Raw genomic sequence first — 13,376 nt, 5'->3', positions numbered from 1 at the left:
TACGGCTGCACGCTCTGGGGCCCGGGCGTTTGCAGGCGGTAGATCGGGGTATTCCTGGGTTTTCGACTACAAACGCGTACCGGCATCGCGCATTTCCGTACCAGACGCGGCGGCGTTTGTGTTTATCGTTGCACCACTGAACACACCACTCCAGGATGCAACCCATGACAAACGCTATTCCCCAACGCCAGGTCGGCACCACCGACGTACACATCACCACCCTCGGCTTCGGTGGCAACGTGCTTGGCAACCTGTATGCCGCCGTGCCCGACGAGGTCGCCAAAGACACCGTGCTGGCCGCCCAGCAGTCGGGCGTGAACTACTTCGACACCGCCCCGCTGTACGGCCACGGCCTGTCGGAGCGCCGTCTGGGCGACGCACTGCGCGCGCTGCCACGTGAGTCGTTTGTGCTGTCCACCAAGGTCGGCCGCCTGCTCAAGCCCCATGGCCGCGTGCCGCCGCCCAAGCTCAAACCGTCGGAAGGCGGCATTTTTGTGGACGAGCTGCCGTTCTCGCCGCACTTCGATTTCTCGTACAGCGCCACCATGCGCTCGTTTGAGGATTCGCTGCAACGCCTGGGCCTGAACCGCATCGACCTGCTGCTGATCCACGACTGCGACGAATGGTCGCAGGGTGCCAACTACCGTACCGCCCTGAAAACCGTGGAAACCGGCGCGCTCAAAGCCCTGCAAGAGCTCAAAAGCGCGGGCCTGATCGGTGGCTATGGTGCCGGTGTCAACCAGTTTGAGGCTTGCGAGGACCTGATGGACCTGGGCCCGTTCGACTGCTTTTTGCTAGCCGGGCGCTACACCTTGCTGGAGCAGGGCGCGCTCGACACCTTCCTGCCGCGCTGCGTAAGGGAGGGCGTGTCCGTCATCCTGGGCGCGCCGTTCAACTCGGGCATTTTGGTTACCGGTGCCACGCCCGATGCCCGTTATAACTACCTGCCCGCTACGGATGAGGTCAAGGCCAAGGTAGCCCACATCGAGCAGGTCTGCGCCGCCCACCAAGTGCCGCTGGCGGCTGCCGCGCTGCAGTTCGTGCTGGGCCACGCCTCGGTGGCCACCGTCATCCCCGGTGCCAAGTCAAGGGCCGAGGCCGAGCAGAATGCGCGCTGGACGACGCTGCCCATCCCCGCAGCGTTTTGGGAGGAGCTGAAAGCCGCAGGTCTGGTACGCAGCGACGCACCCACATAACTTACTCACCCCCAGGCTGCAGTGCTTCGCATTTTTCGCCAACCCCTTTGCTGGGGGTAACACCAGCAGCCTGGCAAAGTCAGCTCTGCGGTGGTTGTGGATGGCGAGCGTTCTGTCTGCACGAGAGGTGTGCGGAGTGACATCCGCGACGTATAAAAGCACAACCTTTTCACACCCATGCCACAAGCACCCACCCAGCGCCGCAACATCGCCCCCGAGATCGAGCACGACCTGGTGCGCGATCCGCGCCTGGGCTACGAGGCCCCGGTAGACCAGGAATTCGTGCGTTGCGTCGAGCATGGCAGCCCGACGCCCCTGGAACGTTGGCACTGCCACGACGAGTATGAGTTGCAGCTCATCGTGGGCGCGCATGGCCGCGCTTTTGTGGGCGACTACGTGGGCTTTTTCGAGCCCGGCCACCTGGTGCTGACCGGCCCGCGTCTGCCGCATAACTGGGTCAGTACCGACCTGCCGCCTGACGGCCTGGCTGTGCGCAGCCTAGTGGTCCAGTTCCGCGAAGGGCCGCTGCGCGACGGCATGCGCGTGATCCGTGAGCTGGAAGAAACCCTACCGCTGCTGGAGCGCGCCCGCCACGGCATCGAATTCTTTGGCCTCAGCGACACTGTGCGCGAGCGCTTTTACCGCATCAAACAAAGCCACGGCCTGGAGCGCTTTGCCGAATTCGCCCAGCTGCTGTGCCTACTGGGCCGTTGCACCGACTACCGTTTGCTGTCTAGCGACTACCTGCCGGTGAATGGCCCCGACCTCACCCTGTCCGCCATCAACAAGGTCGTTGCCCATGTCAACACCCACTACGCTGAAGCCTTGCCCCTGGGCGAGATGGGCGGGCTGGTCGGCATGGGCGAGAGCGCGTTCTCCCGCTTCTTCAGCAAGAGCACCGGCTTGACCTTCACCACCTACGTCAACCGCCTGCGCGTAAACCGCGCCTGCCAGCTGCTAATGGAGCGCGACAGCTACGTGTCTAGCGTATGCTACGCGGTGGGGTTCAACAACGTGGCGAACTTCAACCGGCGGTTTTTGGAGGTGAAGGGAATGACGCCGACGCAGTTTAGAAAGCAGGCGGCAGGGCGGTTTGCGGAGGGGTAGGGGGTGGCGAGGGGTGTTATTTCCAAACTGCGAGTGGCTTCTACGTAGACGCTGCCCGGTGCGCAGCAAACGCCGCAAAGCGACACTCTTTGGTTACGCGTCCGTGCCGAGCAACATGTTAAACCGCATGAGCTTGTAGCCAAGCGCCTATCAAAAATGCCGGGATCGGCAACAAGACAGAGGTAACCTTCGACCAGAACGGAATGGGCAAGTAGTAAGGTACGAGGTTGGCATGCCCATGCACTTGCATATGGCCTCTGGCGTGTACGCGGATGTTTGCATATGACGGCTAACGTTGGCGTTGTCCGGCGAGCAGCACGGGCCGCTCAGCGGCCTTACACCGCTGCGAGTCCGTGACGAACAACGTGTTAGGCACGTTGTATCCAGCCATAAGGAAAACCGTAGCGCCACACATTGAAGAGTTCCCCTGAGTTGTCAATACCGGTTGCGCGAAGAATTCGTTCAAAGTACCTTAGCAATTGCTCGCGTTCCTCAGAATCAGTCGGCTGAAAAGTAGTCAATGCTGCTTTCATTTTCGCCAACACGAAAGACCGGCGTTGGTTCCGAAGAAGTTCGGCTGTCAAGTCGTCCAACAATCCATCAACAGCCAGCTGCGCGATCACGCGGATGGCTTCGTTTGGGGTGCCCGGATAGTGATTGGGCATATCTTCGACAAACTTTTGTTCATTCCGCAACTCTCTTAAGCTAGCCAACGACACCGGAGTGATGTTTAGGGAGTTATCTCCCAGACCTGTCGGCCAGACAACAAAAAGCAGACCTGTGACACCAGCGATGAAGACAAGTGCCAACACCGCGAGCAGGGCCAGGAAGATCTTTAAGGCAATTGCGGTCAAGTGAGCTGCCTAACGTGATGTACACCGCAAACCCTGAGGTTTAAATCGGCTGCTGAGGTTTAAATCATCCATCAAAATCTTCTGGAAACGGCTTGTAGACTGGTTTTTCAAGCGGGCAATAAATTTTTATACAGGTATAAAAATCCAGACAAACCCCGCATTCCAGACGATCAATCACTATAGCCTGCCAAAGCCTTGCAGTAGAGATTGCGCCGCTGGGGGCATATCTCAGCCAGGGACTCGGACACCCACCTAAGGCTCACCAATCCGCCAAAGGGGTCGGAGCACGAATGCGGGCAAGCAGACGACACGACAACAGGCAATTCAGCGCGCAATTGTGATTCGACCCCTTTGGCTACCGCCCGTGCAGTCGGCACAGATTGCTTCCCTTTTGATAGTCAAAAATAGGAGCTGCTCGTGCTCGTCTGGTAAGCACAGGCAGCCATTTTGGTATCTAAAAATTGACCCGAAAACCTGGCATGGCCGAACGCAGCAGGTTCCGTGCACCCCAGACCCATCCCGCCCGATTGGCGCTTTGCCACTTTACCGCCTATGCTTAATTCCCGGTACCGGGGAAAAGGCCTGGATGCCCTTGCACCCGTGCCGCCGGATAGTGCGAAAGGACTGCATATGCTGGCCCATGCTGCTGTGACGACCATGCTGCCCGTGGTGGATATGGCGCGGGCGCGCGCGTTTTACGAACACTGCCTGGGCTTGGTGCCCAGTGGCTTTCGGCCCGACGGCAAGTTCATCTACCAGGTGGGTGGCAGCACGCTGGCGCTGTTCCCCAAGCCGGAGGGGACCAAGGCCGAGCACACCGCCATCAGCTTCCAGGTGCCCGACATCGGCACCAGCGTGGCCGCGTTGAAGCAGTCGGGCGTGGTGTTCGAGGATTACGACCTGCCAGGGTTCAAGACGGTGGACCACGTGTGCGTGCTGGGCGCGGAGAAGGCGGCCTGGTTCAAGGACCCCGAGGGCAACTACCTGTGTATCCACCAGGACATCGGCTAAACCTTGGCCCACCCCATGGGCGCAGAACCCGTCGTGCCGATGTCCTACGCCACTCCCACGCCCCGACCGACAGACGGTGCACTAACCTGGCCGGTCAATGGGCTGACACATGCACCAACCGCAAGAGGCCCCAAATGCAAAACTTTGAACTCACCAGCAGCATGCTCACCATGGGTGGCGCGTTCTACCCCACGGGCTATGTTTTCGCCATGTTTGCGCGCCAGGAAGATGCACAGCAGGTGGTCGCGCTATTGGCCAATGACAATCCAGAAAAGCCAACCCTGCTGCTGTCGCCACAGTCCGTGCTGGACAACCTGCCCCACACCATCGCCGCCGCCGACACGCCCTTGCCTTCGGTGGGTGCCGAGGCTACCAGCGTCAGAGAATACGTCGAGCTGGCTCACCAGGGCCATTGCGCGCTCATGGTGTACGCGTCCAAAGCCAAAGAGTCCGAAGCCGTGATGGATGCCATCCGCAGCGTGCCGTTTTCCTGCGCCAAGAAATACCGCACGCTGGTGATTGAAGACCTGAGCTGACACGGCGGCAGATGGGTGCAGTCGGTATGGATTGCTTCTGTTTTTATAGTCAGAAATAGGAGCGGCTTGTGCTCGTCTGGTAAGCACAAGAAGCCAATTTTGCATCTGAAAATGGCCTGAAAAACTGAAATTGGTGTGAAGGCCAGCCAGGAGCCAAACGCCCTCCAGTTCGCGACCGGCGCGATGCCCGGCGCAGCCGGGCGGATCCCGCTCCCCGGGGTCCCCATCTGTGTGCGCCGAGGAGCGCAGCTTCAAGTGGACCAGGGCCCGCGATTGTTTGAGCCGCAGGCGAGTTCGAGCGGGACCCCACTTGGAGCGAGCACCGCAGGTTCCCGTAGCGCTAGCGGAGGGCGCAGACAGTTGGGGTGGCCTTTTCTTTAGTGCCTTTCTTTTGGCCATGCAAAAGAAAGGTACTGCGCCGCCGGGCGCAACTCCCGGCCAGGGATGCGCATGACACCCACAAAACGTCAACGCCAACCCGCCAATCGGGGTCAGAGCACGCACGCGACTGGGCGGGAGGGTTGGCATCCACTTTTGGCGCGCGTGGATGATCTGACCCCCATTGGCTACCACCCGTACAGCCGTACAGATTGCTTCTCTTTTGATAGTAAAAAATAGGAGCCTCTCGCGCTTGTCAGATAAGCACAGGCGGCCGATTTAGCATCTGAAAATAGGTTCGAAAACCTACATCCGCAACGCCCCCGCATACCCCGTCATCTCCAGATACCCGTGCCCGATCAAAAGCCCCTGCGCATCCAGCAGGCGGCTGAGTCCTTCCCAGTACACGGCACCGGTGGAGCCCCGACTGTCCAGCTCCTGGTTGTCCAATACCGCCTGCACGCTGAACCGCCCCATCGGCGTATCCAGCGCCCATTCCACCGGATAGCGCGCCTGGTTCGCCGGGCTGGTCCAGACGCGGCCGGGGGTGAAGCGGGTTGCGCCGGGCTGAAAGATGGTGAGCGCACCTTGGGCTGTGCGGTGCGAGCCGCCGTCCCACAGGGTGCTGCCGTCTTGGCGGCGGATGCGGAAGGCCATCAGGGCGCTGCCGTCTTGCAGGTTCATGCCTAGCCAGTCCCAGCCTACGGCTTCGGGGTGCAGGTAGGCGTTGCTCCATTCGTGGTCCAGCCAGGCGCGGCTGGTGTCGGGCGTGATCTCGAAGCGCTGGCCTTGCAGTTGCAGGTGGCCGCTGACGGCCAGTTGCGGCTGGCTGACGTAGTAGCTGGCCTGGTCGATTTGGGGGCCTTTGCGCGACAGGCCTTGGCTGCCTTGCAGCACTAGCGCCTGGGTGGGTGCGAGCTGCAGGTGCAGGCCGAAGTCGCGGGCGGGCAGGTCTGCGGTATAGGTGGTGCCGGTGCGCACCAGCGCCCAGTCGCGCAGGCGCACCGCGGTGTCGGCCTCGCTGGCCTGGGCCACGCCAAAACCGGCGCGGGCAATGCGCTGGTCGTGCCAGAGTTTTTTGCCCTGCACGTCGGTGAGGGCGGCATGGGCGAACAGCAGTTGCTTGGCGGCGAAGCGGGAGGCCATGCTCTGGGTGGCGGCCACGCGGCTGCGGAAAAAGGTGAGCTGGAAGCCGAATTCGCGGCTGCCGGAGAGGGCCCGCCCGGTGACGTACCACCACTCGGTGCCAAAGTCCGGGTGGCTGCCCAGGTCGCGCGGGAAGTACATGTCGGCGGGGGGCAGGGCGAATGCACCCCCGCCCAGGCTGGCCAGGGCTAGGATTAAGTAGTTACGCCGATGTATCACCAATCCTCCTTCACCGCCAACACCGCGTCTTGCCCGGCCGCCGCCCGCCCGGCCAGCCAGGCTGTGACCGTGCCGGCCAGCACCACGGCGGCGCACAGCAGCAGCAGGCGGGGCCAGGGCAGGTGCAGGTCCATAGTCCAGTGGAAGCTTTGCGGGTTCACCACAAACACCAGCACCATGGACACGGCCAGGCCCAGCGCCAGCCCGGCCACCGAGCCGATCAGCGTCCAGGCCGCACCTTCACCGGCCACCACGGTCAAAATCTGCCGCCGCGTCAGGCCCAGGTGGGCCAGCAGTCCGAATTCCTTGCGCCGCGCCAGCACCTGGGCACTGAAGCTGGCCGCCACGCCAAACAGGCCGATGGCAATAGCGATGGCCTGCAGCCAGTAGGTTACGGCGAAGCTGCGGTCAAAAATCTTCAAAGAGATGGCGCGGATCTGGCCCACCGACGAGAACTCCAGCGGCGCATCGCTGAGGGCGCGGACCGCCGCTTGCACCTGGGCTTCTTGCGCGCCGTCTTGCAGCCATAGCGCCATGTCGTTCACCTGCTCGTCGCCGGTCAGGCGCACAAAATCGGCCTGCTCCATGCTGATGGCACCAAACTGCCGGGCGTAGTCGCGCCATACGCCTGCTACATAAAAAATAGCTGGTGGCGTAGGTGCTGTCTGCGCTAGAGGCATAAAAGCCTTAAAAAGTGGTGCAAACGTGGTGCCGGGCCGGGCACCGTACAAATCCACCATCGGCTCGCTCACGTAGATGCCGATCTGCTCCTTGGGTACCGGCAGCGCGTTGCCCACCAGCGGCAGGCTGCGGGCCGGGTCACCGATCTGCCGGGCGATCAGCGCCACGCTGGGTTTGCCGGGGTCGAGCAGCAGGGCGCGGCTGCGCTGGGTGGCGACGCGCTGCACGCCGGGGATCTGGGCAACCGCTTGGACGAATGTGGGCGGCAGCGTCAACGCGTCGTTGCCCGCGCTGGCGGTGGGGCTGCGCACATAGAGGTCGGCAGGCAGCACCACGTCCAGCCACTGCACCATGGAATCCCGAAAGCTGGCCACCATCACCGTCAGCGCCACTGCCAGGCTCAGCGAGGCCACCACGCCGCTGACGGCCACGGCCGCACTTTGCCGCACCCGGCGCGCCCGCTCTATTGCCAGCATGGGCAGCAGCCGGTGCGCCAGCAGCGGGGCCAGCCGGTCGTACAACGCGGCAATCAGCCATGGCAGGGCAGTGATGCCACCCACCAGCAGCAAGGCTACCGACAGGTACGCGCCCAGCGGAATGCCGAATACCGGCGGGGCCAGCGCCAGCAGCAGGCCCAGCGCGATCAAAACCCAACTCATCCAGCTTGCCGAGGCACGGCCCAAATCTGCGCCCAGGCCTTTGAGCGTTTGCGCCGCAGGCAAACGCTGCGCCGCCCGCGCGGGCCACCAGCCGCCCACCGCTGCCGCCGCCACGCCCAGCGCGCCGTACACCAGGGCGGCGGTCGCGTCCCACTGCAGGCGCGGAGCCACTCCAGCAAAGTAGCCGCCGCCCAAATCCCCGCCCAGCACGCGCAGAGCCAGTGCCGCCAGCGCTGTGCCCAGCGCAATGCCCGCCAGGCTGCCGATGCCGCCCAGCACCAGCGATTCCGCCAGTACCAGTTGCAGCCGCTCGCGCCCGGTCAGGCCCAGCACGCCCAGCAGCGCAAACTGCTGCGCCCGCTTGGCCACGCTGAGCGACAGCACCGAGAACACCAAAAATGCCCCGGTGAACAGCGCCACCAGCGCCAGCACCGTCAGGTTGACCCGGTAGGCGCGTGACAGGTTACTGACCCGCTGGGCCGCATCGCCCGGCTCGGCGGCGGTAATGCCGGACGGCAGGGCCAGCGCCTGCACAAATGCCGCGTGGTCCACCCCGGCACGCAGCCGCAGGTCGATGCGCGAGAGCTGGCCCAGCGCGTTGAATGCGTCTTGCGCTGCGCCAATGTCCATCACCGCCAGCGCCGGGCCGGTGGCGGCCACCGAGCCTGCGGTCTGCAGGGTTGGCCCGTTTTGCAAATGCACCGGTTGGGCCAGCGCCTGCTGGGCTGCGGGGTTCAAGAACACCGCGTCGGGCGCAAACAGGGCCAGACGGTTGGCATCTTTGTTGGGCACCGGCATCACACCGGGGGCCACTGCCGCCACCACCAAGGCATCCACGCCAAGCACCTTCAGCGGCACACGTTGCCCGGCGGTGTCCAGCGCAAAGGTCGCCACCTCCAGCACCGGACTGGCCACGGCCACGTCGGGATGGGTGGCCACGCGCGCATACACCGCCTCGTCAAACCGCCCCTGCGTGGCCCGTAGCTCCAGGTCCGGCTGCCCACCTACGGCGCTGACGGCGCTGGAGAACTCGCTCAGCGCCGACGCGTTGATGAGCTGCACCGAAAACGCCAGCGCCACCCCCAGCATCACCGCCACCACGGCGGCTGCGTTGCGCCAGGGGTGGTGTTTGAGTTCTTGCCAGGAGTAGGTGCGCAGCAGGGCACGCAGGGGGGAGGGCATGCGGATTGCGTTAGCGCCAAAAACTATCAAAACGATAGCTGCCAGCGTAGGTTTTATATGCGCTAGCGGTCGGTTTCATGCCTGAATTCCGTCCACCCGCAGCTGCAGCACCCGGTCGGCCCGCGCCGCGGCGGCTTGCGAATGGGTGACCAGCACCAGGGCGGCACCCTGGGCGCGGGTTTGGGCCAGCAATGCGTCCATCACCTTGGCGGCGGTGGTGGGGTCGAGGTTGCCCGTGGGCTCGTCGGCCAGCAGCAGGGCCGGGCGGTGTACCAGGGCACGGGCGATGGCGACGCGCTGGAGCTGGCCGCCGCTGAGTTGCTGGGGCAGGCGCGCACCCAGACCTTCCAGCCCCACCGCAGCCAACAGGCTTTGCACGCGGGCATCGTCTTGTTGGCCCAGCAGCATCAGCGGCAAGGCCACGTTTTGGATTACGTCCAGGTGCGGCAAGACGTGGAAGGCCTGGAACACGAAGCCCACTTGTTTGCGCCGCAGCAGGGCACGCTGGTCGTCGCTGAGGCCGCCCAAATCGACGCCACCGATGTGTACGCTGCCGCTGTCCCAGCTGTCCAGTCCGGCCATGCAGTTGAGCAGGGTGGATTTGCCTACGCCGGATTCGCCGACGATGGCGACGAACTCGCCGGGCTGCACCTGCAGCGAGACGTTGGCGAACACGGTGCTGTCGCCGTAGCGTTTGCTTAAACCTTCAATGCGCAGACTCATACCGATTGCTCTACCAGGGCCAGCACCTGCTGCAGCGCATCTGGCGCATCGCAGGCGACGATGTGGCGCTGCGGCATGGAGCGCAGCCAGGTGACTTGGCGTTTGGCCAGCTGGCGGGTGGCGAAGATGCCGCGGTCGCGTAGCTCGTCCATGGGCAAAGTGCCTTCCAACGCCTCCCAGGCCTGGCGGTAGCCGACGCAGCGCATACTGGGCAGGTCGGCGTACAGGTCGCCGCGGGCACGCAGGGTCACCACTTCGTCCAGAAAGCCTGCGGCCAGCATCTGGTCAAAGCGCAGGGCGATGCGTTCGTGCAGCCAGGCGCGATCGTCAGGTTCCAAGGAAATAAGGGTTGTAGCGCATATTCTGTCTGCGCGAGCAGCTACGTCTTTTGTAGCGTGGAAGCTGGACAAAGGCTGGCCGGAGGCACGCCACACTTCCAGTGCCCGCTGGATGCGTTGGGTGTCCATGGGTTGCAGGCGGGCGGCGGTGACCGGGTCTACCAGCGCCAACTGGGCGTGCATGGCGGGCCAGCCGTGTTCGGCGGCCTCGGCTTCGATGGTGGCACGCAGGGCCGGGTGGGTACCTGGCATGGGGTCGATGCCGTCAAACAAGGCCTTGAAGTACAGCATGGTGCCGCCCACCAGCAGCGGCAGGCGGCCGCGGGCGTGGATGGCATGCAGTAATTCTTCGGCATCGCGCACGAATTCGGCAGCGCTGTAGGCCTGCAGCGGGTCGCGGATGTTGATGAGGTGGTGCGGCACCTGGGCCAGTTCGGTGGCGCTGGGTTTGGCCGTGCCAATGTCCATGCCCCGGTAGACCAGGGCCGAATCGACGCTGATGATCTCGACATCCCAACGTTGGGCAATGGCCAGTGCGGCGGCGGTTTTACCCGAAGCGGTGGGGCCTGCGAGGGCGATGCAGCGGGGGAGCGGGTGGGTTGGCAGCACTATAGAAACGTCAGGCAAAGGGCGACGGGCAGCGGCGCTTTGTGCTGCATTTGCCCCAATACAGGTTGTAGGCGAGACACCAGCCTCTTCACCCCGTTGACCAGGGTGGAATACGCGGAATAGGTCGAAAACATGAGGAGGTTAGACCAGGTCCTTTGGTACAGAAAAACATGGCCGCGCAGTTTGGGCACATTCGATGACTGGTAGGAATGCTCGGGGCTGCCGTAGCCGTAGTCAATAAGCGATATTTTCAAATTATCAATCAGGTCTTCAATCGCCAAATGCAATACCGATGTGCCCGGAGAGTATTCGGCCTTGTCTTGGTCGTACAGAATATTATGGATATGGTAAGTGCCCTCGGCCTTGATGCCGATAATAATGGCGTGGGCAATTCCATTGCATTTAAGAATATAGCTGAGTTTTATTTTCTTCTGGGCTAAATTGGTAAATTGCTCTTCATTTAAAAAGCTTTTGAGAGTCTGCACTGGAAGCAATTTTTTAATCGCTTCTGTCAGCTCTGGAATGTGCTCGGGGGCATCTATGCGTACCAACTGCAGCAGGCCTGCATTTTTCTCCAAGAGCTTGATTTGGCCATTCAGATTGTAGCGTTTTTTGGCTTTGAAATGGCCCAAGTAAGACGCATAGGTGTCAGGTAAAGGTGTGGTGTGGCAGGCACGCCAGCCGTCTTTGACAAAAATGCCGTACTTTTTCCGGATGCTTTTAGAGCTTCGCAGTTGCTGGTAAAAATCACTGTCTTTGGGCAGTGATTGCATGGCGATAGTATTTTTTTCTGGGAAATTCTGAAATATTGAATCTATCAACGCTTCGCGTAGCGATAAATTATCGGTCGTCAGTGGAATACTGCCCAGTAATGCAATGGCGCGCAGCCTCAAATGCAGCACAGTGTAGTTGCCAATATTAAGGCACAGAGTGCGCCGCCCGGCACGCAAGGGTAAAACGGCTATTATTTCTTGGCTTAGTGCGTCTTTGGCTACCAGCAGTTCCTGGCTGTTTCCTTTGTTGGGAATTTGGGATATGAACGCAAAATATTCGGGCGTCTGGAATACTTTTTCAGGGCTTTTGCTGTGCGCTAATAGTGTTTGCCAAGCCTGTTGCAGAGCGGGTTCTAAGGGGCCGGCGGTTAAAAGCTCGGTGCTGAAAGGGATGTCTGCCTTTGGATCGTGCAAAGTGAGCATACGGTTTAAGCGATCACAGCACAGATCCGCGCAGCACCATGTTGCCCAGCAAAGCCACAAGTAGCGTGGCGCAGGGGCACCAAGACCGAGGAGTTGTACGTGTAAGTGCTAGCCATAGGGTCCTCGGTAATAAAGTGCCTGCACTGAGAGCGGGGCAAGTTTGAGTTTGCAGTCACTTTACGTTCAAACACGCATCTTGTTTGGCTTTTCCCCGGCTACCGCACGGTGTACGGGTGCCGGGGTCGGGCGTGGGGGTGCCGTCGGCATCCATGCGCACGGCTACTGTATTCCAGCTCTGTACGCCATGCTTGTCCACGGCCATGCGCAGTAGCCAGCCCAGCTTGGCGGCGGGTAGTTCAAAACCGTCAAACACCAAATTACCCAGGCTCCAGATCACCGGCTTGCCCAGCACCATGTCGGTACCCTGGGTGACGTGCGGGTGACTGCCCACCACGGCGTCGGCCCCGGCCTGCACCATCAACTTGGCCAAGTCGCGCTGGCGCTGACTGGGCTCGGGTTCGCGCTCCCAGCCCCAGTGCATGAAAGGGATCACCACGTCGGCCCCGGCGGCTTTGGCGGCGCGGATGTCGGCCACCACTTCGCTGTCTTCGCTCCAGGCCACACCGGGCCAGTCGGCCCCGGCCTCGAAGGAGCGTGGTTTGAATTCGTCGTAGCCCAGCAGGGCGATGCGGATGCCATTTTTGGCAATCCAGTAGGGCATGTGGGCCGCGCGCAGGTTGGCCCCGCCGCCAAAGGCCGCAATGTCCACGCTGCGCAGGTGCGCCAGGGTTTCCATGAAGGCATCGCGGCCGAAGTCACCGCTGTGGTTGTTGGCCACCGACATGGCGGCGAACCGGCCTTTGAGCACGTTGACAGTGTTGGGCGCGGCGCGGAAAGTGTAGATTTTGTTGTCCAGCGGCGTACCTGTGGTGGTGCTGGCAATCGAGGTTTCCAGGTTGGCGATGGCCACGTCGGCCGCCTGCAGCAACGGGGCGATGGGGGCCAGCGGGTCGCCACCGGCGGCAATCAGGCGGCCCGGGCCGTCGTCAAGCATCACGTCACCGCCGAAGATCAGTTGGACGGTGGGCGCAGCGGCGTGGCACCAGAGGGGCAGGCAGGCCAGTACAGCAAGGAGGGCCGGTTTGTTCATTTTGTGAGTTCGCACCAGTAATATAGCTCGCCATCGCGGATGGGTTCGTAGACACGTTGCAGGCCGGTGAAGCCGTATTGGCCGTTGCGCTTGTTCACGGGCGGCGGCGGGTACAGGTAGTCGGCCTGGTGCAGCAGTACCGCGCCTTGCGGCGGGTCGCGGTCGGCGTAGGTATAGAGCTTGATGGCGGCCAGGCCGGGCGGCTGGCGTTCGAACACCAGGCGGAACATAAAGTACGAGCCGATGGAGGTCGGCGCGACGGTGTAAGGCGTGGTGGCGGGCTGGGCGCGGATGACCTGGGTTTCGCCGCCGTAGCTGACGTGGCAGGCCACGGTTTCGGCCTGGGCGATGCCACAGGTCAACGCGGCCAGGAGCAGCAGGTTTTTCATCG

The 13,376-nt window shown here is 62.4% G+C and carries 12 protein-coding genes; 4 read left to right on the top strand and 8 right to left on the bottom strand.

Going from position 1 to position 13,376, the window contains the following annotated elements; genetic code table 11:
* The first annotated feature begins 164 nt into the window (after positions 1 to 164).
* Both Q0T48_RS01305 and Q0T48_RS01300 read left to right on the top strand, forming a co-directional pair.
* A complete protein-coding gene (locus Q0T48_RS01305; RefSeq protein ID WP_295951294.1) occupies positions 165 to 1,196 on the top strand; it encodes an aldo/keto reductase in 1,032 nt (343 codons plus the stop codon).
* 177 nt (positions 1,197 to 1,373) lie between these two features.
* Entirely contained in the window at positions 1,374 to 2,303 is a 930-nt protein-coding gene (locus tag Q0T48_RS01300) for an AraC family transcriptional regulator (protein WP_295951292.1), read from the top strand.
* Positions 2,304 to 2,671: 368 nt separating this feature from the next.
* Here the strand turns inward: Q0T48_RS01300 and Q0T48_RS01295 are convergent, their stop codons facing one another.
* Entirely contained in the window at positions 2,672 to 3,157 is a 486-nt protein-coding gene (locus Q0T48_RS01295) for a DUF4844 domain-containing protein (RefSeq protein ID WP_295951290.1), read from the bottom strand.
* A gap of 630 nt (positions 3,158 to 3,787) precedes the next feature.
* Here Q0T48_RS01295 and Q0T48_RS01290 point away from each other — a divergent pair.
* Together Q0T48_RS01290 and Q0T48_RS01285 are read left to right on the top strand one after the other, a co-directional pair.
* Positions 3,788 to 4,168, top strand: coding sequence for a VOC family protein (locus Q0T48_RS01290; protein WP_295951288.1), 381 nt, complete (start codon positions 3,788 to 3,790; stop codon positions 4,166 to 4,168).
* 134 nt (positions 4,169 to 4,302) lie between these two features.
* Complete coding sequence (locus tag Q0T48_RS01285; RefSeq protein ID WP_295951285.1) at positions 4,303 to 4,704, top strand: RNA-binding protein; 402 nt, start codon at positions 4,303 to 4,305, stop codon at positions 4,702 to 4,704.
* A 684-nt stretch (positions 4,705 to 5,388) separates the two neighbouring features.
* Here Q0T48_RS01285 and Q0T48_RS01280 read toward each other — a convergent pair.
* The 7 genes from Q0T48_RS01280 to Q0T48_RS01250 all read right to left on the bottom strand — a co-directional run bounded on the left by Q0T48_RS01280 (position 5,389) and on the right by Q0T48_RS01250 (position 13,374).
* The gene (locus tag Q0T48_RS01280; protein ID WP_295951638.1) at positions 5,389 to 6,369 is read right to left on the bottom strand and encodes a carotenoid 1,2-hydratase; all 981 of its coding nucleotides are present in this window, start codon (positions 6,367 to 6,369) and stop codon (positions 5,389 to 5,391) included.
* Between the two features lie 74 nt (positions 6,370 to 6,443).
* Positions 6,444 to 8,969 carry an ABC transporter permease gene (locus Q0T48_RS01275; protein WP_295951283.1) on the bottom strand — a complete coding sequence of 842 codons (2,526 nt, stop codon included), beginning with the start codon at positions 8,967 to 8,969 and terminating at the stop codon, positions 6,444 to 6,446.
* A 75-nt stretch (positions 8,970 to 9,044) separates the two neighbouring features.
* The gene (locus tag Q0T48_RS01270) at positions 9,045 to 9,692 is read right to left on the bottom strand and encodes an ABC transporter ATP-binding protein (protein ID WP_295951281.1); all 648 of its coding nucleotides are present in this window, start codon (positions 9,690 to 9,692) and stop codon (positions 9,045 to 9,047) included.
* Positions 9,689 to 10,636 carry a tRNA (adenosine(37)-N6)-dimethylallyltransferase MiaA gene (miaA, locus tag Q0T48_RS01265; protein WP_295951635.1) on the bottom strand — a complete coding sequence of 316 codons (948 nt, stop codon included), beginning with the start codon at positions 10,634 to 10,636 and terminating at the stop codon, positions 9,689 to 9,691. Before miaA ends, Q0T48_RS01270 begins: the two co-directional genes overlap by 4 nt.
* Before the next feature lie 2 nt (positions 10,637 to 10,638).
* Entirely contained in the window at positions 10,639 to 11,835 is a 1,197-nt protein-coding gene (locus Q0T48_RS01260; protein WP_295951279.1) for a GNAT family N-acetyltransferase, read from the bottom strand.
* 172 nt (positions 11,836 to 12,007) lie between these two features.
* Positions 12,008 to 12,985 carry a CapA family protein gene (locus Q0T48_RS01255; protein ID WP_295951276.1) on the bottom strand — a complete coding sequence of 326 codons (978 nt, stop codon included), beginning with the start codon at positions 12,983 to 12,985 and terminating at the stop codon, positions 12,008 to 12,010.
* Positions 12,982 to 13,374: a hypothetical protein gene (locus tag Q0T48_RS01250; protein WP_295951273.1), complete on the bottom strand. Its 393-nt coding sequence runs from the start codon at positions 13,372 to 13,374 to the stop codon at positions 12,982 to 12,984. The genes Q0T48_RS01255 and Q0T48_RS01250 overlap by 4 nt, the downstream gene beginning before the upstream one ends.
* Between the last annotated feature and the right edge of the window lie 2 nt (positions 13,375 to 13,376).

The sequence above is a fragment of the Rhodoferax sp. genome (genome assembly GCF_025354435.1).
Lineage (GTDB): Bacteria > Pseudomonadota > Gammaproteobacteria > Burkholderiales > Burkholderiaceae_C > Rhodoferax_B.
Note: the sequence above shows the minus strand (reverse complement) of the source record. Positions and strands in the feature narration are given on the sequence as shown.

What these genes read in the sequence shown, in the direction of transcription:
- Q0T48_RS01260 (WP_295951279.1), bottom strand. Translation starts at nt 11,835, where the DNA reads ATGCTCACTTTGCACGATCCAAAGGCAGACATCCCTTTCAGCACCGAG.
- Q0T48_RS01270 (WP_295951281.1), bottom strand. Translation starts at nt 9,692, where the DNA reads ATGAGTCTGCGCATTGAAGGTTTAAGCAAACGCTACGGCGACAGCACC.
- Q0T48_RS01250 (WP_295951273.1), bottom strand. Translation starts at nt 13,374, where the DNA reads ATGAAAAACCTGCTGCTCCTGGCCGCGTTGACCTGTGGCATCGCCCAG.
- Q0T48_RS01305 (WP_295951294.1), top strand. Translation starts at nt 165, where the DNA reads ATGACAAACGCTATTCCCCAACGCCAGGTCGGCACCACCGACGTACAC.
- Q0T48_RS01255 (WP_295951276.1), bottom strand. Translation starts at nt 12,985, where the DNA reads ATGAACAAACCGGCCCTCCTTGCTGTACTGGCCTGCCTGCCCCTCTGG.
- Q0T48_RS01280 (WP_295951638.1), bottom strand. Translation starts at nt 6,369, where the DNA reads ATGTACTTCCCGCGCGACCTGGGCAGCCACCCGGACTTTGGCACCGAG.
- Q0T48_RS01290 (WP_295951288.1), top strand. Translation starts at nt 3,788, where the DNA reads ATGCTGGCCCATGCTGCTGTGACGACCATGCTGCCCGTGGTGGATATG.
- Q0T48_RS01285 (WP_295951285.1), top strand. Translation starts at nt 4,303, where the DNA reads ATGCAAAACTTTGAACTCACCAGCAGCATGCTCACCATGGGTGGCGCG.
- Q0T48_RS01300 (WP_295951292.1), top strand. Translation starts at nt 1,374, where the DNA reads ATGCCACAAGCACCCACCCAGCGCCGCAACATCGCCCCCGAGATCGAG.
- Q0T48_RS01275 (WP_295951283.1), bottom strand. Translation starts at nt 8,969, where the DNA reads ATGCCCTCCCCCCTGCGTGCCCTGCTGCGCACCTACTCCTGGCAAGAA.